Below are 20,540 nucleotides of genomic sequence, written 5' to 3' on the forward strand. Positions count from 1 at the left end.
ATTAGAAACTTGCATTAATACCAAATGACAGGGTTTTGATCCCCGGATAACCGCCACGACCCGAAGCTGATTCAGGATCATAATCGGCCAGACGTTTATCAGCCATAATTGTAAATGGATTATTGGTCGTACTGTAAATTCTCAATCTTGACATACCAAATTTCTTGCTGACCTGCTGCGGAATGGTATAACCCAATGTAATTCCTCTGACTCTGAAATAAGCCCCGTTAAATAACCAGAAAGAAGATACCGGCGTATAATTTTGTCCACCGGCAGCAGTAGTCAGAATGCGGGGAAAGTCAGCATTAGGATTAGGATTTGCAGTCGTCCATCTGTTTAACCATTGTTCCTTGACATTGGCACCGTTAAAGAAAGGGTAAGCAGCTTCATTGTTTAAGTACGTTTTTACATTAGCCACACCATAAGTGATTACACTAAAATCAAATCCTTTGTAACTGGCGCTGATGTTAAAACCATAGTTAAACCAGGGTACATCATTTCCTAATACTTTACGGTCACTTGCGTCTATTTTCCCATCTCCGTTCAGATCTTTATATTTAATATCTCCGGGGCCGGTTGCTGAAGACTGGAAGGCATGATTTTTAACATCAGCAGCATCTACAAATAGTCCTTCAGCCTGGTAGCCATAAAATGAACCGATAGATTCTCCGACCCTCTGGATATAGGTGCCATCGAAATTATCCCTGCCATCTCCCAGTTGGGTAATTTTATTCTTGATAACTGAGAAATTTGCACCTACACTGTAAGTGAAATCATTCCCGATTTTATTATTGTGTGTCAGTGCAAGTTCAAATCCTTTGTTCCGGGTAGATGCCCCGTTTACGTAAGGAAGACCGCTGCTTGTAGAAGTTGTACTTGTATTTACGCCAATAGTTGAGAGTGTAGAAACTCTTAATAACAGATCTTTGGTATCTTTAACATAATAATCAGCGGTAATATCCAGTTTCCCTTTAAACAAACTCATATCCACACCAAGATCAGTCATATATACTTTTTCCCATGTGGTGCTGTAATTAGGGATGTTGTTCTGCCATACTCCACCTTGTGGCACACCTTCAAAACTGTAGGCATATCCAGTATTTAACAGGTTATAATAGTTGCCTGGGGCAACAACATCCTGATTACCCAATGAACCGTATGAACCACGTAGCTTTAAATTACTAACCCAGTTGACATCCTTCATAAAACTTTCTTTCGAAATATTCCAGCCTGCTGAGAAAGATGGAAATACTGCTTTGCGGATATCAGGACTGAAACGGGATGAATAATCAATCCTTGTATTGACTTCAAAGAGATATTTATCATTGAAAGCGTAGTTAAAACGGCCGAATACAGAACGCATTGCCCATTCTACCTGGCCACTCGTATTGGCCTGTCCGTCAGCATCAGAATTGATATCTTCAGGATTAGAAGATCCGCTCCCCACTGTAGTCATATCATTGTTAGGGAAATTTTTTCTTCCCAGGAATGCTGTTCTGTAAACATTACTTTCCTGACTTCCACCGATGGTTATTTTCCCGTAATGTTTGCCAAAAGAACGTTCGTAATCAACTGTTCCCTGTACTAATAACTCTCGTCTTTTACGATAGTATTCCTTCATATCATTTACTGTATTTGCAGTCGAAGGAATAGCTACACCCGTTAAAAAATTATTAATCGGGGTTGTCGTGTTATTAAAGGCAGTTGAATTGCCATCAGTAAATTTAAAAGAGGCCAAAGTATTAACGGTTAGCCCTTTCAATGGCGTCAAGGTTGCATTGGCTGCGGTTTGCAGATAATTATCCCTGTCCCATCCCCATCCACCTTCCTGTATAGCACGTAACTGGTTACGGCCTGCAGTATTTGCATTGACAACTCCATTATCTATAGAGCCCCATTCTCCATTGCTCTGGCGAAGTACAGAGGTAGGCAAAGAACGGTTTAATTCAGTCCAGCTCAGATCACCTTTGCGGTCAAAATTCTGACTGGTGAAGGATAAATTAGTTCCGACTTTAAGAATACCGGGTACAATTGTCGATTCTGTATTTAACTTACCACCAACTCTTTTCTGATTTTTATTCGGGATTAATGATGCCTGTGAAAGATAATTCAAGCCTAAATAACTGCTGGTGGTTTTACCTGGTGAGTTGATGTTCAGACTGATATTACTTTCCGGGGCTGTTTTACGCAGCACTTCTTTATACCAGTTCGTATTTGGGTACAGGTCTGGCTGAGAACCATCCTGATAAGCCTGAATCTGAGCAGGTGTAAAAATTGGTTTCCCCCCTGCATTGGTCAAAGCTTCATTGTATAAATTGGCATAATCCACAGAGCCAACGTATTTGGGTAAACGAGTAGCCGACTGAAAGCCATAATCTGCATTGAGCTCTACAATTGTCCGGTCACCTCCGCCACGTCTGGTGGTTACCATAATTACGCCGTTTGCAGCTCTTGACCCATAAAGGGCAGCCGAAGAAGCGTCTTTTAAAACTGAGATACTGGCAATATCATTAGGGTTCAAAGAAGCGAATTCCTGAGCGATTGCCGGGATACCATCAATTACGTACATCGGTGAACCTGCACTGGCCAGGCTGCTTCTTCCTCTGATTGAGACTCCTCCTGTTCCGCTTGAAGTACCATCCGAAGCACGGCTGACATCGCCAGGACGCTGTAGAATAGTTAATCCTGGGGAAACACCCTGTAAGGCATTTTGCAGAGAACTCACTGGGGTTTCTCTAAGTTTCTTAGGGCTTATCGTAGCAATTGCTCCTGTTAAACTGCTCTTTTTCTGCGTTCCATAAGCGACGACAACTACTTCATTCAGATTACTGGCCTGGACAGCCATTCTGATGATTAATGGAGCACCTGAACCAGCATTGACTTCCTGAGTGATATAACCCAGATAGGAAACAACCAGAATGGCTTTTTCATCTATATTAACCAGTTTGAATTGTCCGTTTGCATCTGTAATACCACCTTGAGCGGTTCCTTTTACTTTAATAGTAGCACCAGGTATCCCTTCTCCCTTTTCATCGACAACTTTACCTGTAATATTAATATTTGCTTTTACAGCTGATGGTTTTTCCACTACAGCTTTTTTCTCCTGTATTACAACTGTTTTAGCTGTAATCGTATATTCGAGAGACTGGTTAGCGAAAACCTGTTTGAGGGCATCTTCAAGACTTGCTTCTTTAACCTCTATATTAACTGGTCTGGCCAGCTTAAGATCTTTCCTGATAAAAAATATGTCATAGCCACTTTGCATTTTTATTTCATTCAGGATTTTCTCCAGCGGGGCATTTTTGCGTGATAAAGTAATCCGGTTTTGCGCAAAAGCCATCGCATTGAGCTGGAGCACTGCAGTTAAAATCAGGGTAATGATAAACTCTTAGTAGCTCCATATTTTTTTTGACTCCTACAGGGATCCCCGTACGAATTAAAAGCTATTTTTTCGTGCATTGGTTTGTTTGGTTTTGGTTGATAATCTTGTTGGTTTGTTTGATTTGAATTAAGAGGTGGTAAAAGTTCAGGACATAACAATAACCCTCCTTCCCTCAATTTTAAATTTCATTTTCCGGGTTAATTCTAAGATTTTAAGGACTTCGGTCAGGCTTCTGGATCTTGAAATAGATCCGCCAAAAGAGATATTATCAAAATTTCCTTCGTAAACAACTTCTACATTATACCAGCGGCTTAATTTGCGCATGGATACTTCGAGATCTTCTCCGTTAAAAGTGAAATAACCATTTTTCCAGGCAATGACATTATCGGTATCTACATGATCTACTTTAAATGTATTCTTTGCCACTGTCGACTGTTGTCCAGGACTGAGTAGCTTTGGTGCCTGATTTTGAGTGCCGGTCAATACCTTTACACTGCCTTCGAGCAAGGTAGTTCTGGTTGCATTTTCATCTTTGTAAGCATTGATATTAAAATGTGTCCCCAATACCTGTACCTGCTGCTGAGCAGTGACCACAGTAAAAGGTTTCTTCTTATCTTTTGACACTTCAAAATACCCCTCTCCGGTCAACTCTACCCTTCGCTGAGTACCCGCAAAATGTGTCGGAAATTTTAAAGAAGAAGCGGCATTCAGCCAGACCTTCGTCCCGTCCGGCAAATCAATCTGATATTGTCCGCCCGGGGGTGTTTCAATAGTATTAAACTCCGTTTTTCCCGCATTTTTTAATTTAGCTGAATTTTTAACGGTATAGACTAATTGCCCGCTGGCTGTTTTGGTTATACTTATACCAGACTGCTCAGCAATCTGGCCATTGGTCGTATCTGTTAAACTGATTTTTTTTCCATTCGACAGCGTTAGGAACGCTTTATTTCCGCCCGGCTGAACAGACCCGGCAAGCTGATTATTTTCTTTTGGCAGAGCGGACGATATAGAACCCGATGAGAAATATATTCCTGTTCCGGACATCAACAGAACAGCTGCAGCCAGATACCACCATTTTACATTTTTTCGTGGTGAAGACCTGAAACTAAGCCTTGTCTTTATTCTTGCGTTTAAATCCGCTCCCAGACTATCCAGAGTACCCTGCTCCTCTATAACGAGTTCAGTGTCATCAAAAGAATTATACCAGGTATTAAATATAATCTTCTCCTCTTCAGTAATTGTACCGTTACGCCACTTTTCAGCAAGTTCTGATAGTTGGTCTTCGGTTGGGATGGAACTCATCATAATGGCTGTTTATACTAAAGCCAAATCAATTCCGGAAATCCCTTAGTCCGGTAGCAGATTTATTTCATAAAAAAAGAAGTGATTTAGCCATCGCTGATAAATAGCTGAATTTGATCCGTATGGTTTTTCTTGCTTTGGCCAGGTGTGCCTCAACGGTCTTTTCAGCTATATTGAGTTCTTCAGCAATCTGTTTCTGACTATACCCCTCTTCGTGCTTAAGTTTAAAAACCAGCATGCACTTTTCGGGCAATACCTTGATAGTTAAAGCCAGCTGGCTTTGCAGTTCATTATAATTCAGCTGATCCACAGTAGATTCATCAGCCAGGGAACTGAATACCGAGACTTCTTTCTTTAACCTGTTCTCCCTGTTTCTTTTAGCCAGCCGGTTAATCACTTCAAACTTTACTGCTACTGAGAAATAATTCAGGAATCCTTTGGTTAATACAAACTCGTTGCGTTTTCTCCAGAGATTACAGAAAATATCCTGCACAATCTCTTCGGCCTCATAAGTGTCATCTGTTCTGTGACGTGCCACAACGTATAACCTTTCCCAATATCTTTTATAAATTTCATTAAATGCAGCCTCATCGTCAACCTGTATCAGACCAGACAGCTCCTGATCTGAAAGTGTACCATAGGATATGGTATTTCTAACAGCTGATAATGAATGAAACATCTTCTATTTGATTTTTAGGTATAAAGAATCAGGTTCTTTGTCTGGATTTTGAAGAAACACACCTGAATCCTGTGTTTTGCAGACCTGTATCTGGTGATGATTTCATCCGGGCTGTCACTCTGTATCCTTTACAATAGGATTCATTACACATAAATGATCCGCCTCGTGTTACCCTTTTTGGAATCAATGGCTCTGCGGGGTCAAAGCTCTTAACAGGTCCTTTCGGGTCAGCCGTAATTTTATTGGCGAGTGTCTGATAATAGTTTTCATCATACCAGTCAGCCACCCATTCCCATACATTGCCTGACATATCGTACAGGCCATAAGGGTTTGCAGCAAAGGATCCAACAGGTGCCAGACCATAGAAATGATCCCAGTTTGTATTTTTATCAGGGAAACTCCCCTGCCAGGTATTCGCTTTTGGTTTGCCTTTTTCAATAGGTTCATTTCCCCATGAATAGGCAGCATCTTTGATTCCGCCACGGGCTGCATATTCCCACTCAGCTTCTGTAGGTAATCTTTTGCCAGCCCATTTTGCATAAGCCTGGGCATCTTCCCACGAAACCTGTGTTACAGGATAATTTTCTTTCCCCTTAATATTACTGTCCGGACCATTAGGATGACTCCAGTCAGCACCTGGTGTCCAGCTCCACCAAAGGCTGGCATTATTTAATGGAACAGGGTGTGAAGGAGGTGTGAAGGTGAGTGATGCAGGAACCAGAATTTCATCGGGTGGTTTCGGCGTACCTTCAGGTAATTGTTTTTTGAGTTCGTTCCAGTCTGGTTTGCGTTCAGCGACTGTAACATATCCCGTAGCTTTCACAAAGGCGCTGAATTGTGCATTGGTAACTTCTGTTTCATCCATCCAGAAACCATTCAGTTTCACTTCATGAGCGGGATATTCATCCATCCTTCCCTCTTTGTCCCTTGCGCCCATCATAAAATTTCCAGTTGGAATCCAGATCATTTTAGCTGAAGAAATCCCATCTGTTTTCAAAACGGGTTTTAACTCCTGATGAACTATCCTGGCACCATAGCGGGTTGGTAAATTACTACTGCACGAAGAATCTGTTGTATGATGTACCGTCGCAACATGCTTCTCCTCCTTTACCTTTTGTTTACAGGATAAGCCAAAAACTAATGGCAGCAGACAAAAAGTTTTTTTATTCAATTTCTTCATACACAATTTACAGGTACCAGCATAGGGTAGCCTTATCACAGCTCTGATCAAATTTGATGCAATTGTACATGGCAAATCTGGTCAGGAATGGATCTGGTTCAGCAGGTAAAATATATTCTGGCTATGAAACTAAGATACTGGCATGCAGAACTATTAAAAAGAATGAGGGCTACGCAAACGCTTGCACAACTATCCATTCAAAAGCCTGGAAATACTGCTTTTTTACCTGGTGTGATATAAATTAAATGGAAAATCAAGTTAATTAATGCCTTTTTAAGAGATTGAAAGTATTAGAGAAACTGGGGATAAAATATCCACACAAACGTTTGTTTTCAAGAATAAACAACGTTTTAGCATTGAATTACATAATTACTCGCCCTGCTCCTCCTGTCATCCCGCGTAAACGACGCAAAAACATTTCGGCCATGAGAACAGCTCTGTTTTTAGCATCTTCAGCCATTTCACCTTCAAAATTCTCATCAATAGTTTCGTTGAATAGGCTCAGCCAACGATCAAAATGCGCCGCATTGATTGGTAAAGGGGCGTGTTTGGCAAATGGATTCCCGCGGAAGCCAGGAACACCAAATAAAGCTGCATTCCAGAATTGATACATCTTTTCCAGATGAGGGGCCCAATCTTCAATTGCATCTGCGAATACAGGACCAATTAACTGATCCTGGGCTACCTTATGATAAAATTTATCTACAAACAGCCTGATATCTTCCAGATTTTTAATGTCAGCTTTCATACTGCAAATCTACGCAAGAAGAGCGGAATATATTTCTAAGAAAAAAATATCTTTAAGAAACATATTCATGTAACATTCATAAGAGAATCAACAGTTAATTTAGGAAACATTTGGTTTTTAAATTTAAAATCAGAGATTTGTTTCAATGGATTTATTCAGGCACATCGTTTATACACTTCGACTGGCAATTGCATCTTTAATGCAACCTGCCCGTGTTTTGCGTTGCCGCACTATTCCTATCCAATCTAACTCAGGATACTTTCTTAAGAAAAGTAAAGACTTTATTCAGTAAGTCCCGGCCAACTACAGGTTTGGGGCCAGCATAAAGCCTCCGTTTTTTTAATCTTAATTTATTCTGTTAATGAATCCTTTTTATACACACCATACCATTTATACTATGCTTGAAATCTCTTACATCAATGAGATTAAAGCTTCGTATGCCATGTATAACCAGATGGTAAGTGTTCATTATCATTTTGGATTTCACTCTCAAACGACCAGTAAAGACTTTATCAATTAGGCCCCAACCACATCCTGGTTCGGGGCGTTCAGGAAAATCACCTCTTTTTTTACTGAATTAATAAGTTTTATGATTGAAAAATTCAGATCCATATCCTGGATCGGCTTAGGCTTGATATGCATTTTCTGTTTAAACCTGATGCTGGTTATTATGGCATTCATCGCTGATAATCAATGGCTCGATCTGTCAGCTATTCTTGCATCCGCGATTAACATACTCTGGTACAAAAGATTAAACCACAAACAATAATTAACCAAATTAAAAATATCTATATGAAGACAGTACAATTAATGATCGTTAAAAAAGAACTCGATCTCTTAAAAAAACACCTTAAAGATTCTAATCTTTCCGATTATAATAAAACCCAGCTGCTGGCAGAATTAGACTCTGCAATGGTGGTCAAAGAGAGTGAATTACCAGACGATGCCGTATGCATCGGATCTGAAGTTGAAATTCAGGAAGTAGTGACAGGAAAGAAGTATACTTTTCAGATTGTGCTTCCCGCAGAAGCTAATATGAAAGTAAATAAAATGTCTGTTTTCGCCCCAATCGGAACTGCTTTATTAGGGTACAGGGCAGGATCGGAAGTTCAGTGGGAAATGCCGGACGGGCTGAAAACATTCTCCATTCTGAAAGTAAGCCATCAAAACAAATAACTTATGGACTGGTATGCTTTCTATCAAAAAACTCCCTGCTAATCAGAATTAACAGGGAGTTCTTTATTTAAGTATAGTAATCAGCCTTAATAACCTGGATTATTCGGTAACAGGTTAGGATTAACATCTGTTTCCTGTTTAGGTAAAGGAAACAACAGTTGTTTTTCTGCAAATGTTGCTCCGAATACAGTTTTGTGACCTACAAAGTTGTCCCAGTTGCCTGTAACGTCATTGTGTACTTTTCTGGTTCTGATCATATCAAACCACATTTTATTCTCAAAACACAATTCGAAATTACGCTGTGCCCAGACTTCCTGTTCAAAAGCAGCTTGTGATAGTGCGCCGATAGGTGCCAGGGTTGCTCTTCTTCTGATATCGTTCACATATTGAATAGCTGTACTGTTCGGTCCTCCCTCAGCGCGGTTTGAAGCTTCTGCATACATTAATTCTACATCCGGCAAACGATATATTGTATAATTCAAATCAGATTTAGCAGTACTGGTTACTGCCTGTACATCAAACCATTTATAGATATATGGCCCTTTAAAGGTAACAGTCTGACCAGTTTTTATATTTGCATAATTGGTATAGAAAAACTGCTTTTCCGCCACCCTTTTATCACCCGGGGCAAAAGAACTGATAAACTGTGTTGTCGGGTATACAGATCCATATTCATCCGAATATTTAGAAATACCGGAATAGTTTGGGATAGTCAGTGCGGTCAGCGGATTTGTAGCAGGAGTAGCAGCTGCAGATTGAACAGCAGCTGCAAATTGTACCTGGAGAATAAATTCACCATTGTTCTTATTTCCCGGCACAATCATGTCTGTATATTCAGAAAACAGGCTATATCCTCCGGTCTGTACTACTGCCAGTGAACGTTTAGCTGATTCAGCATAAAATTGATTTCCTCCATTGATCGCTGCACCAGCATAAGTTAAATAAACGTCTGCCAGTATTGATTTTACAGCTCCCATAGATACTTTTCCAGATCCATCACGCCATGGCAGAGTAGATTTCTCTGCCTCGAGCAGGTCGGGTATAATGATCGAATCATAGATATCCTTTGCTGGTGTCCTTGCTATCTTAAGATCCAGGTTTTTAGGGATCTGGGTAACTTTAGGTACTGCACCATACATCCTTACTAAATAGAAATAATACAGCGCTCTCAGCGTACGCGCTTCAGCCATCAGGTTGGTTTTATCTGCCTCACTTAATCCCGCTGCATTAATCTGTGGTATTTTTTCGATGGCTAAATTGCAGGCGCCAATCCCCAGGTACATTTGCTGCCACCAGGTATCAATATAAAATGAAGTAGGATCATAAGTCAGATTCTGAAAACTGGCAGCCCCTGTCTGTCCCAGATCACTATTTGCTTTTCCTGTCATAAACTCCATCAGGTTCCAGGTATTCCCTCCATAGGATGATGGCTGGCCCGTTACCACACCCTGCAAATACTGATAACTTGAACTGGCAAAAGCCCTTGCTACTTTCGCACTCGAAAGGTCTGACTCCGGCGTAATAAAATTGGTCGGCTTTTCCTCCAGAAACTTCTTGCAGGAACAGGTCATCAAAACCAATATGGCGAGTATTATATTATGTGATGTCTTCATTTGATTTAATTTAAAAGGTAAGTTGTACACCTAAATTCCATACACGAGGTCTTGGTGTAGAAAAGAAATCTAAATTTTGCGAGAATGAGGCATTAGAACCGTAAGTCTGATTGAAAGTATCTACTTCCGGATCATAACCAGTGTACTTGGTAATAATAAATAGGTTCTGAACATTCGCATAAACTCTTAAACGATTTATGTTCAGTCTTTTATTGATAGCTTCAGGGAAGCTATAGCCTACTATAAAATTCTGACCACGGATGAAAGAACCATCTTCTACCCACCAGCTGTCAAAATGTGAATCCTGGGCAAACTTATAATTACGTACCTGAGAAATTGATGTATTCTGGTTCTGCGGAGTCCAGGCATTTAAAACGGTCGCCAGACTGTTTGCAATAGTCTGTCTGTCTTCTGTCGAATGTTTGAAGTTAGCCGCAGTATTTACACCCTGAACGAAACGGATGTCAAAGGATAAATCCCAGTTTTTATATTTAAAAGTACTGCTGAAAGTACCGGTCCATTTAGGATAAGCCTGACCTATAATACTGTAGTTTACGCTGCCATCAGCATTGTATAAATACTTTCTGTCCCCAGGTTTTAATCCATGGGATGCTGCAAGCGCAGCCTCAGAATCACTATAGGTACCCAGACGTGTCATTCCATAAAAAGATCCTATAGGTTGACCGACGCGGATTACATAATTCTGTCCAAGGAAGTTCGGACCCGGGAAAATATCAGCATTGCCATCATTCAGCTTAATTACTTTATTTTTATTAGCTGAGAACAGGAAGTTGGTAGACCAGGTAAAATCCTTTGTTTTAACGTTGACAGTATTCAGGCTGATTTCAACTCCCGAATTTCGGACTGAACCCACATTTTTATAAACGTAAGCATTGGTAAAACCAGCTGACCATGGAATAGGTGTCTGTAACAACAGATCCTTGGTCACACGATTATAGTAATCTAAAGTCAGGTTAACCCGGTCATTAAACATACCCAGCTCAACACCTCCATCAAACTGAATGGATCTTTCCCATTTCAAATCAGGGTTACCAATATAACTAGGTAATAAAGTGGACTGTGCTGTTCCTCCTAAAACTGTTGTACTCGGCTGGATTTGTGCCAGTGAACGTGCATCCCCTATTTCCTGGTTACCAGAAACACCATAACTGGCCCTGATTTTCAGATTGGAGATCGTTTTACTGCTCTTCAGGAAATCTTCCTGTGAAACACGCCACGCAGCTCCTAATGAAGGGAAGAAAGCATATTTATTGTTTTTACCAAATCTCGATGAGCCATCATAACGGCCGGTAGCTGTAAAAAGGTATTTCTCATCTATGTTATAGGTTGCCCTTGCGTAAAAAGAACTCAGTGCAGATTTACTATCCTGCGATTCATTTGCACTTCTTACCGAACCTGCCTGCTGGTAATGCCACTGAAAGATATCATCTATGAAGTTCTGCGTCTCAGAACGAACTCTTTCATAACCGGACTGTTGTAATGAAACCCCAATTAAAGCTGTTAGTTTCTGACGGTCATTTATTTTCTTGTTCCAGGTTAAATAATTCTCTGTCTGCCAGTAATAGTTATCATAAGCATTGATATTTGCTACACCACCCTGATCGGCTGATAAATGATACAGATTCTGAGAAGAGTAAAAATTGTTTTTTTGAGAACTCAGATTATAACCGAAATCAGTTTTAAAATCCAGATCACTGGTGATATGGAATAAGCCATAAACATTACCCAGCATCTGCATAGTATTGTTAATGGTGTACCGGTTATTCGCAATATCAATAGGATTTGGTGCACCTTCCAGACCTGCAATATCAAAATTTCCCGCATAAATACCATTCGGGTATTTTATAGGTACGATAGGCACTTCCTCTGCTACTGCTCTGGCTACATTTAAGCTACCATTACCATCTGTAACCAGGCGTTGTATACTTTTGATCAGATTGACATTACCACCGATTTTCAGCCAGCTTTTAACATCATTATCGAGGGTCATTTTCACAGAATAACGCTTAAATCCAGATGTAGGAGCCAATCCTTTCTGGTTCAGATATCCTAATGATAAACTGTAAAGTGTCTTATCATTACCACCCTGAACATTTAACTGGTGATTTTGAGAGAAAGCCGGTTTATAGGTTTCCTTTTCCCAGTTTGTATCATAAAGCGGTTTATCATTTGTGTCAAATAATAATGGAAAGTTAGCATGATTCAATGCTACAGGCGGAGTCCATACTCCTCCGGCAGGATCGAACTTCTGCCCGTTTGCATAAGCCTGGTTATAAACCTGCAGGAACTCAGCAGAGTTCAATGTACGTACATGCCTGTATAATTCACTGACATTAGCATTGGCTTCATAACTAATCTGTGTTCCATCTCTTCTTCCGCGTTTGGTGGTAATCATAATTACCCCATTCGCACCTCTTGAACCGTAGATTGCTGTAGAAGAAGCATCTTTCAGTACCTCGAGTGAAGCCACGTCATTTGGGTTAATAGAGTTCGGATCAACTCCTGCTACCCCATCAATTACATACAAAGGATCAATATTTGAGTTGATAGATCCAATTCCTCTTACCCGTACTTTCGCTGCCGTACCTGGCGCCGCGCTGTTCAGACTTACCTCAACACCAGCTATTTTCCCCTGCAAAGCCTGAGAGATATTGGCTACTGGTTTATCCATCAGCTGATCCCCTTTAATGGTAGCAACTGCCCCCGTAAGATCAGATTTTTTAACTGTACCATAGCCGATTACGACAACTTCATTTAAGTTATCGGCCTTTTCATCCAGCTGGATATTGATCGTGCTCCGGCCGGCTGCGTTCCTCTCCTGAGGGGTATAACCCGTGTAGGAAAATACCAGAACAGCCTGTCCATCTGGTAATTGTATCTGATAGTTTCCATTAACATCCGTCAATGCACCGATAGCTGTGCCCTTGACCTTCACACTAACGGCCGGTATAGGTAAATTGTCCTTAGAACCGGTCACCTTTCCGGTAATTTTAAGTTGTGCCATCGCCTGTAAAGACAGCAGCGAGAGCAGAATGGAGTAAATAAATGTTCTCTTCATAAAGTTTGTTTTTAGTTTTCAGGTATTTATTGGTTGATTGGTTGGTTCAAAAAAAACAAGGTTGTCCTAATTACCTTTATGATATTATTTGTATGAAGTATATGCTGAATTATAATCTACTAGTTTTTACCTGCCCATTGTCTTAAGGATCCGATGGCATCAAACAATACCCCAGCCTCACCTCTGAAATCTCCCGACCCCTTAGCCTGACCAGACTGAACATTGTACCATTCATAAAATCCCTGGTGAGCAATTGCACGGTCTACCATAGGTTGTAATTCGGCATAAGCTTCTTTAATCAGACCATGAGCTACCAGCGCATTAATCATTCTTCCGCCAAACCAGGTCCAGTCTCCACCATTCTGATAGGTGTAAGGAAGCATGTTTGGAAATTCTTTTTCCGGATAAGGAGGATAAACAGTCAGGCCAATTGTTGCGTGTTTCTCTTTGGCCGCAGCAGCCACTAGCTGATGATTAATATTTTCTATCTCCTTCCTGGTGTTGAAACCAGCTAAAATGGCACAGACTGATCCACCGGAGTATAAAATCTGATCTTCATTAAATGCTTTGGAAAAAGGACTTCCATTAAGATATAAATGCGGTCTGTATTTTTGAAGATCATTCATCCACAAGTATTTACGAACGTTCGTTTTAATACCCGCTGCCACTGATGCCCAATCCTTTTGGGTCTGGTAATTAGCTGGTTTCATGTCCAGAAAATCATGAATAGCCATAACGAACATCGCATTGTCGTAGATATCGATGGTCCATTTGGTATGTTCGTTGATCGCCACTCCCCAGCCCTTTTCTGGCTGGACATCACCCCAGTCTATCGTAGTAGCCCCTTTCACCAAACCATATTCGGATGACCATCTGTCCTTTAGCAGATAAAAGAATGAATCTTCTATTCTTTGCAAAATGGTTTTAGCTACGATACGTTCAGAAAGGATAGAAGTATCTCCGGTAGCCAAGATATATTTTCTGACAGCCTGTACCAGTGATGATTCCTGATCTGTTTCGACAGTATTTTTATGAGCAGCCCAACCAGGTAACAGCGCAGAATAGCGATATTTATATCCCCCATTAGCTTTTGCACTATCTACCACTCCATCTACGATATTACCATCGTTTCCCTGGATTTTAAAAAACATCAACAGCATGCTTTTCACTTTTTCCCTGGATTGTACCTTCAGGGAACCATTGATAAAAGTATTAAAGTCTCTGATCCAGACCTCATCATAGGAAGTTCCTGCAGAAAACCCGGTAAGCAGCTTCAATGCCCGGTTTTGTATAGTATCTAAGCGACTGTCTTTCAATATGGTTTCGGCCATGGCCGACCGCTTTGCTACCTGGGCGGTAGAATTCATTGATAAACAACAAAAAGCAGCAGAAAAAAGTAGTAAAGATCTTTTCATTCAGTTTTATTTAAATAGGATAAATAAAAGCCACCAACAGGCTTACAATGAAAAAATTGGTGACAGTTTATATTTGGTTGATTAATTATTATGTACAAACATATAAGTATTATAGGTATTTCCAAATTTTTGAAAGACAATTTTCAATTAAATTAAAACGTTTTATCATTATCCTTCAAATTAGTCTATTTCACTGAGATTTAAGTTATAACAAGATAAGTAACAATTCTAACACAAAATTTTTCTTTCCTAATCTCTAATTGATCGACTCTATTAATTTCAACAAAAACAGAATTGGAATTCACTCGGCTCCATAGAATTTCGCACCTACATTCAAATTTGGTATGTATGTACAAAAAGGTTACTTTCGCGATCAATAATTGAATAATTATTTCCAACATGAATATTTCCATTGATCATAAAAGTCATATTCCGCTTCATATCCAGGCTGAACAGTTACTAAGAGAACTCATTAAAGACCCTGCTTATCAGGCCGGTAAGCTACTACCTAATGAAGTTGACCTGGCCAAAAAGCTCGCCATCTCCAGAACGACCCTCAGGCAAGCCATTAATAAACTGGTTTATGAAGAATTACTGATTAGAAAAAAGGGATATGGCACAAAGGTCGCGACTTCTAAAATAAGCTCTAAATCAATGAACTGGCTCAGTTTTTCTCAAGAAATGAAGACCAGAGGTATCCCTGTGAGGAACTATGAAATGCATTTAAGCTGGGTATATCCCGAAGAAACAATCGCTAATTTTTTTGATATCAAAACAGACAAGAAGATCCTGAAGCTCGAAAGACTGAGAGGTGGATCTGACGGTGCATTTGTGTATTTCATCTCTTACTTCCACCCCAGAATCGGCCTTACCGGCGAAGAAGATTTCAAACAACCCTTGTATGAAATGCTTGAACAGGAGCATTCAGTGATTGCTAATTTATCTAAAGAAGAGATCAGTGCGATATCAGCCAGTAAATTTATTGCCGGTAAGCTGGAAATAGACAATGGTAGCCCTATACTGTTCAGAAAGAGGTTTGTATACGATCAGGGAGACCGGGCTATGGAATACAATCTAGGTTATTACAAGGCTGAAAGCTTTGTTTACACCGTAGAAAGCCGCAGAAATAGCAGTTAAACTCAGGTCTTAGTATTTTTTTCTGACTGAATAAAAATTCATTTTGAATATTCAAATGAATTGTCATATGTTTGGACATTATAACATAACACCAACCAAATAATGACTGATTCCAGAAAAGACGGGATAACCACAGCTAAAAATAAGCTCCGTAACACCGGGGAATTTATTATTCCAGGCAAGAAAGTGAAAAATGAACAGGGCAAGTATGACATCTTTCCTGCTTTTAACATTGAAGGAGCCATCAATAATGGCTTTGACAGTCTTGCTCATTGGATAGCCTGTCAGGGACAGCACATTATTATTGATGGTTATTCAGGGGTTTACTGGGACCTGTTTATCCATGAACTGGATTATCAGCTAATCAAAAATGGCAAAACTGCCCGCTGGATCAATATTGATACTGCCTTAAAAAGTCCGGAGAAAATCGATGTATTAATACAGGATAACCTACAATTGGCAGACCCCGTATTTGGTAAATTATACGAAGGAGAACTAAGCGACTTTTTTGACCAGGACAAATTAAATCTGATCAGACCAGAGCACGATGAGTTTACTATTATCTATGGTTGTGGTGCCGCATTGGCTAAACTGGATGCAAAAATCATTTACATAGATGTCCCCAAAAATGAAATACAATTTCGTTCCAGAACCGGACTAATACTCAATATCGGAGATAGAAAATCCAATGATCCGAAGCTCCAGTATAAACGATTTTATTTTATAGACTGGCCGGTTTTAAATAAACATAAACGAAGATTACTCGCTAAGCTGGATATTATTGTCGATGAACAGCGGATTACTGAAATCAGCTGGATAGAAGGCAAACCTTTCCGCGCCGCACTAGATACAATATCGAAACATTCGTTCAGGGCCAGACCTTGGTTTGAACCTGGTGTCTGGGGTGGTCAGTGGATGAAGAAAAACATAGCGGGATTAAACCAGCAGGCTGTAAATTATGCCTGGTCATTTGAGCTGATCGCTCCAGAAAACGGAATCATCCTGGAAAATAATGGCAAAATGCTGGAAGTGTCTTTTGACATGCTTCTTTTTAATAACGCTAAAGCCATTCTGGGTAAAGCAGCCAACCGTTTTGGTTATCAGTTTCCTATCCGGTTTGATTTTCTGGATACCATGGATGGTGGAGAACTATCCCTGCAATGTCATCCGACTGTAGCTTATACCAAGACACACTTCGGAGAAGATTTCACACAAGATGAAACCTATTATATCCTCGAACGCCAGGAAGGATCAAAAGTATATCTGGGATTTCAGGAAAATATAAACAGCACAGCATTCAGAACTGTACTGGAAGATAGCTTTAAAAACAATATTCCAGTTGCAGTAGAAGAATATGTGCAGTCCTTCCCTAGTCAAAAACATGATCTGTTTTTAATTCCCAATGGTACTGTCCATAGTTCCGGCAAGAATAATCTGGTGCTGGAAATCAGTGCAACCCCCTATATTTTCACTTTTAAAATGTATGACTGGTTACGTCCTGATTTAAATGGAAAACCCAGACCATTGAATATTGACAGGGCTTTTGCAAACCTTGATTTCACAAGAAAAGGAGAAAAAGTCACCGATACACTAATTTCCAGACAGACTGTGATTAAACAAGGCACTGACTGGCAGATCCTTGATCTGTCAACCCATCCTGATCATTTTTATGCAATCCACCGATTCGAATTTGCAAGTACTGTTGAAGCAGATACAGAGGGCCAATGCCATATCTTAAGCCTGGTGGAAGGGGATTCAATCATCGTCAAAACAGGAGAACTTGAACAGGAGATCAATTTTGCGGAGACTTTTATAATTCCTGCAGATGCGATCAATTATCAATTGATTAATCAAGGTAAAGGACAGGCCAAAGTACTGACGGCTTTTGTCAAAGAAGAATGTTGCTAATTTAAGAATCTGTTACATGAAACCATTCAATACCAAATATAGTCTCCTGCTCATTTTCTTCCTCTATAGCTACTCAACTAGCTTTGCTCAGCAGATCAGCCCCGTTTTTAGTGACATACAACTTGAGCCTACTGTTGCCTATCTCAAGTATCAGGGTCAGAGCAGAAGAATGGTCAGACTACTCTTCAAAAACGGAAAGAATTATCTGGGTGGAAAAATAACTGTGTCTTTTAACGGACTGCAGGAAAACCTGGAAATTCCGATCAGTAAAACCGGTATATCATTATTTGACATTCCTTTACCTGGAGCTCCTGTCCAAAGGACTACACAGGCAACTATAGCTGTTTTAACCGGTAAACGTACTTATACAGCACACTGTCTGCTCGAACCAGCAAAAGAATGGAGCATCTATATCCTGCCTCATTCTCATGTGGATATTGGTTATACAAATACTCAATCCAAAGTTCTCCAGTTACACCTGGAAAATATAGACCAATCTATAGCGCTTGCCGCAAAAACACAAAATTACCCAGCCGAAGCTCGTTTTAAATGGACCACCGAGGCGATCTGGGTAGTAGATCATTATCTTGCCCAGGCCACTCAGGAAAAAAAAGACAGGTTCTGGGATGCGGTTAAAAAAGGCTGGATCAATCTGGATGGTGCTTATGGCAATATCAATACCAGTCTGACCGATTCAAAACAACTGATGCAAATGTTCTCCAGGTCACAGAAACTGGCCAGAGAACAAGGTATTGTGATTAATACCCTTTTCCAGGGTGATGTTCCAGGCGCTTCCTGGGGCCTGGCAGCGCAGACTGAGCAAACTGGCATCAAGTACTTTTTATCAGGCCCCAATGCTTCAGACCGGATCGGGAACCTAGCCAAATGGCAGGATAAGCCATTTTACTGGCTTTCTCCCTCTGGCAAACAAAAACTCCTCTTCTGGCAATGTCAGCCCTATTCTTTAGGTTATCAACTAAAAGGAAACAAAATCCCGAATTTCTTTACGATCAATGAGCCAAAACCATTTTATACAGGTCACCCATCCGAGAACTTTCTCGATCCTTATTTATTCAGTTACCTGGATGAGCTGACACAAAAAGGATTTCCTTATGATATGTCTATACTGACCTGGGCTATGAGTGACAATGCCCCAATAGATCCCGAACTACCGGATGCCGTTAAAACCTGGAATGAAAAATATGCCTCTCCCCGATTGATCATCACCTCAGTCAAGCAGTTTTTCACAGATTTTGAAAAGAAGTATGCAGCAACGATCCCTTCATTTGAAGGAGATTACACAGAGTACTGGACCGATGGTGTATCCTCTGCTGCCAAAGAAACTGCATTAAGCAGGAGACGATCAGATCAGCTTAAACAAGCCGATGCCGTTTGGGCCATCCGTAATAAATCTGCCTACCCGGCTAAAGCATTTGAAGAAAGCTGGACAAACCTGTTACTATTCAACGAACATACCTGGGGAGCATTTAATAGTGTATCCAATCCCGATGACGAAAAAGTGAAAAGTGAATGGGCTGTTAAACAATCCTATGTGCTGAAAGCAGGAAACGGCGTTGATACTTTAATGGCAAATGCTTTAGCAACTCCTTCAATCAGGGATAACAAAGTTGATGTCTACAATACACTTTCCTGGTCGAGGACAGGTCTCGCCTATGTACCCGCATCGCTGAGTAAAGCAGGCGATCTGGTCAAAGACGAAAACGGAACCCCTATTCCTTCCCAGCGGTTAAGTACTGGTGAACTGGCTTTCTTAGCCCCGGACATTCCTCAGATGGGGAAAAAGACCTTTAGTATCAATCCAGGTAAAGGTTATTCTAAAGGTTCAGCAGCCCTGTCAGAAGAAACGCTGAGTAATGGCATCTATAAAATATCCATAGCTAAACAGACAGGTAATATTAAAAGCCTGATTAGGATTTCTTCCGGAAGAGATTATGTTGCAGCGGATGCAGCGGGACTTAATCAGTACCTGTATATGCCTGGCGATTCTATAGAAAAGATTCAGACCAGTTCTGCTCCCATAATCACCATCAAAGAAAAAGGCCCCCTGCTGGTCAGTATGCTGATCAGATCAGCAGCACCCGGTACAGAAGGAATCACCAGAGAGATCAGGCTTACTGATGGTCTTGATCAGATTGAACTGATTAATACAATTGATAAAAAAGCAGTCCGGCAAAAAGAAAGTGTACACTTTGCCTTTCCCTTTCATGTTCCGGATGCGCAGGTGCGATACAGTATTCCATGGGGAAGTGTAGCTGCTGAGACCGATCAGCTACCATATGCCAACAGAAACTGGTATACCATGCAGAGATGGGTTGACCTGTCCAACAGTTCATATGGCATCACCTGGTCAAGCCCTGACGCCCCACTGTTTGAAATTGGGAAAATCACTACTGCCAACTTACTGGGAGGACTCCCGCATGATCCTTTATGGTTATCATTTACCCCACAATCTTCAGCTATTTATTCCTGGGTGATGAATAATTTATGGCATACCAATTTCAGGGCCGATCAACAGGGACTGGTTACATTCCATTACTATATCCAGGCTCATGAAAATGCATATAACAGTTACAAGGTCAATCAGACAGGATTACAAAATCATCAGCCCCTGCTGGTTACAACAGCAAATGCAGTAACAGAAAAAGGGCTCCCGTTTATATTTAAAGGAGATAACATCTATATCGAATCATTAAAAAAATCTGATGATGGAAAATCCATTATCGCTCAGCTGGTCAATTGCGGCGATCAGCTGAGTCAGGTAAATATCGATCCTAAAAACGGGGCATCGCTCAAAATATGGGAAAGTAACCTTTCAGAAACACGCATAAAGTCATTAGAGAACCACTTTAACCTTCCTGCAAAAGGAATAATGACAATTTGTATTGATCAACCTTAAGAAA

At 40.5% G+C, this 20,540-nt stretch carries 14 protein-coding genes; 6 read left to right on the forward strand and 8 right to left on the reverse strand.

Annotated elements, in window-relative coordinates; genetic code table 11:
* Position 1: 1 nt before the first annotated feature.
* From HDF25_RS20205 to HDF25_RS20220, 4 genes are all read right to left on the reverse strand, one after another.
* Entirely contained in the window at positions 2-3,358 is a 3,357-nt protein-coding gene (locus tag HDF25_RS20205) for a TonB-dependent receptor (protein ID WP_184628142.1), read from the reverse strand.
* A 168-nt stretch (positions 3,359-3,526) separates the two neighbouring features.
* Positions 3,527-4,687 (reverse strand): FecR family protein, encoded by a 1,161-nt coding sequence (locus tag HDF25_RS20210; RefSeq protein WP_260409418.1) that lies wholly within the window; start codon positions 4,685-4,687, stop codon positions 3,527-3,529.
* Positions 4,688-4,751: 64 nt separating this feature from the next.
* Positions 4,752-5,363 (reverse strand): RNA polymerase sigma factor, encoded by a 612-nt coding sequence (locus tag HDF25_RS20215; protein ID WP_184628144.1) that lies wholly within the window; start codon positions 5,361-5,363, stop codon positions 4,752-4,754.
* Between the two features lie 28 nt (positions 5,364-5,391).
* A complete protein-coding gene (locus HDF25_RS20220; RefSeq protein ID WP_184628146.1) occupies positions 5,392-6,543 on the reverse strand; it encodes a formylglycine-generating enzyme family protein in 1,152 nt (383 codons plus the stop codon).
* Between the two features lie 87 nt (positions 6,544-6,630).
* On the opposite strand from HDF25_RS20220, the gene HDF25_RS20225 reads away from it, so the two are divergent.
* Complete coding sequence (locus HDF25_RS20225) at positions 6,631-6,783, forward strand: hypothetical protein (protein WP_184628148.1); 153 nt, start codon at positions 6,631-6,633, stop codon at positions 6,781-6,783.
* A gap of 121 nt (positions 6,784-6,904) precedes the next feature.
* Here HDF25_RS20225 and HDF25_RS20230 read toward each other — a convergent pair whose 3' ends face one another.
* Positions 6,905-7,291 carry a group III truncated hemoglobin gene (locus tag HDF25_RS20230; protein ID WP_184628150.1) on the reverse strand — a complete coding sequence of 129 codons (387 nt, stop codon included), beginning with the start codon at positions 7,289-7,291 and terminating at the stop codon, positions 6,905-6,907.
* Positions 7,292-7,652: 361 nt separating this feature from the next.
* Here HDF25_RS20230 and HDF25_RS20235 point away from each other — a divergent pair, with 361 nt between their 5' ends.
* Entirely contained in the window at positions 7,653-7,811 is a 159-nt protein-coding gene (locus tag HDF25_RS20235) for a hypothetical protein (protein WP_184628152.1), read from the forward strand.
* Positions 7,812-8,083: 272 nt separating this feature from the next.
* Positions 8,084-8,467 carry a GreA/GreB family elongation factor gene (locus HDF25_RS20240; protein ID WP_184628154.1) on the forward strand — a complete coding sequence of 128 codons (384 nt, stop codon included), beginning with the start codon at positions 8,084-8,086 and terminating at the stop codon, positions 8,465-8,467.
* A gap of 86 nt (positions 8,468-8,553) precedes the next feature.
* Here HDF25_RS20240 and HDF25_RS20245 read toward each other — a convergent pair whose 3' ends face one another.
* The 3 genes from HDF25_RS20245 to HDF25_RS20255 form a co-directional block, all read right to left on the reverse strand.
* Entirely contained in the window at positions 8,554-10,080 is a 1,527-nt protein-coding gene (locus HDF25_RS20245; protein WP_221450975.1) for a RagB/SusD family nutrient uptake outer membrane protein, read from the reverse strand.
* Positions 10,081-10,090: 10 nt separating this feature from the next.
* Positions 10,091-13,159 (reverse strand): SusC/RagA family TonB-linked outer membrane protein, encoded by a 3,069-nt coding sequence (locus tag HDF25_RS20250; RefSeq protein WP_184628156.1) that lies wholly within the window; start codon positions 13,157-13,159, stop codon positions 10,091-10,093.
* 119 nt (positions 13,160-13,278) lie between these two features.
* The gene (locus HDF25_RS20255) at positions 13,279-14,574 is read right to left on the reverse strand and encodes a hypothetical protein (RefSeq protein ID WP_184628158.1); all 1,296 of its coding nucleotides are present in this window, start codon (positions 14,572-14,574) and stop codon (positions 13,279-13,281) included.
* A 399-nt stretch (positions 14,575-14,973) separates the two neighbouring features.
* On the opposite strand from HDF25_RS20255, the gene HDF25_RS20260 reads away from it, so the two are divergent.
* From HDF25_RS20260 to HDF25_RS20270, 3 genes are all read left to right on the forward strand, one after another.
* Positions 14,974-15,711 (forward strand): GntR family transcriptional regulator, encoded by a 738-nt coding sequence (locus HDF25_RS20260; RefSeq protein WP_184628160.1) that lies wholly within the window; start codon positions 14,974-14,976, stop codon positions 15,709-15,711.
* Between the two features lie 102 nt (positions 15,712-15,813).
* Positions 15,814-17,619 (forward strand): class I mannose-6-phosphate isomerase, encoded by a 1,806-nt coding sequence (locus tag HDF25_RS20265; protein WP_221450976.1) that lies wholly within the window; start codon positions 15,814-15,816, stop codon positions 17,617-17,619.
* Positions 17,620-17,635: 16 nt separating this feature from the next.
* Positions 17,636-20,536 carry a glycoside hydrolase family 38 C-terminal domain-containing protein gene (locus HDF25_RS20270; protein ID WP_184628162.1) on the forward strand — a complete coding sequence of 967 codons (2,901 nt, stop codon included), beginning with the start codon at positions 17,636-17,638 and terminating at the stop codon, positions 20,534-20,536.
* The last annotated feature ends 4 nt before the right edge of the window (positions 20,537-20,540 follow it).

This window comes from Pedobacter cryoconitis, assembly GCF_014207135.1.
GTDB lineage: Bacteria > Bacteroidota > Bacteroidia > Sphingobacteriales > Sphingobacteriaceae > Pedobacter > Pedobacter cryoconitis_D.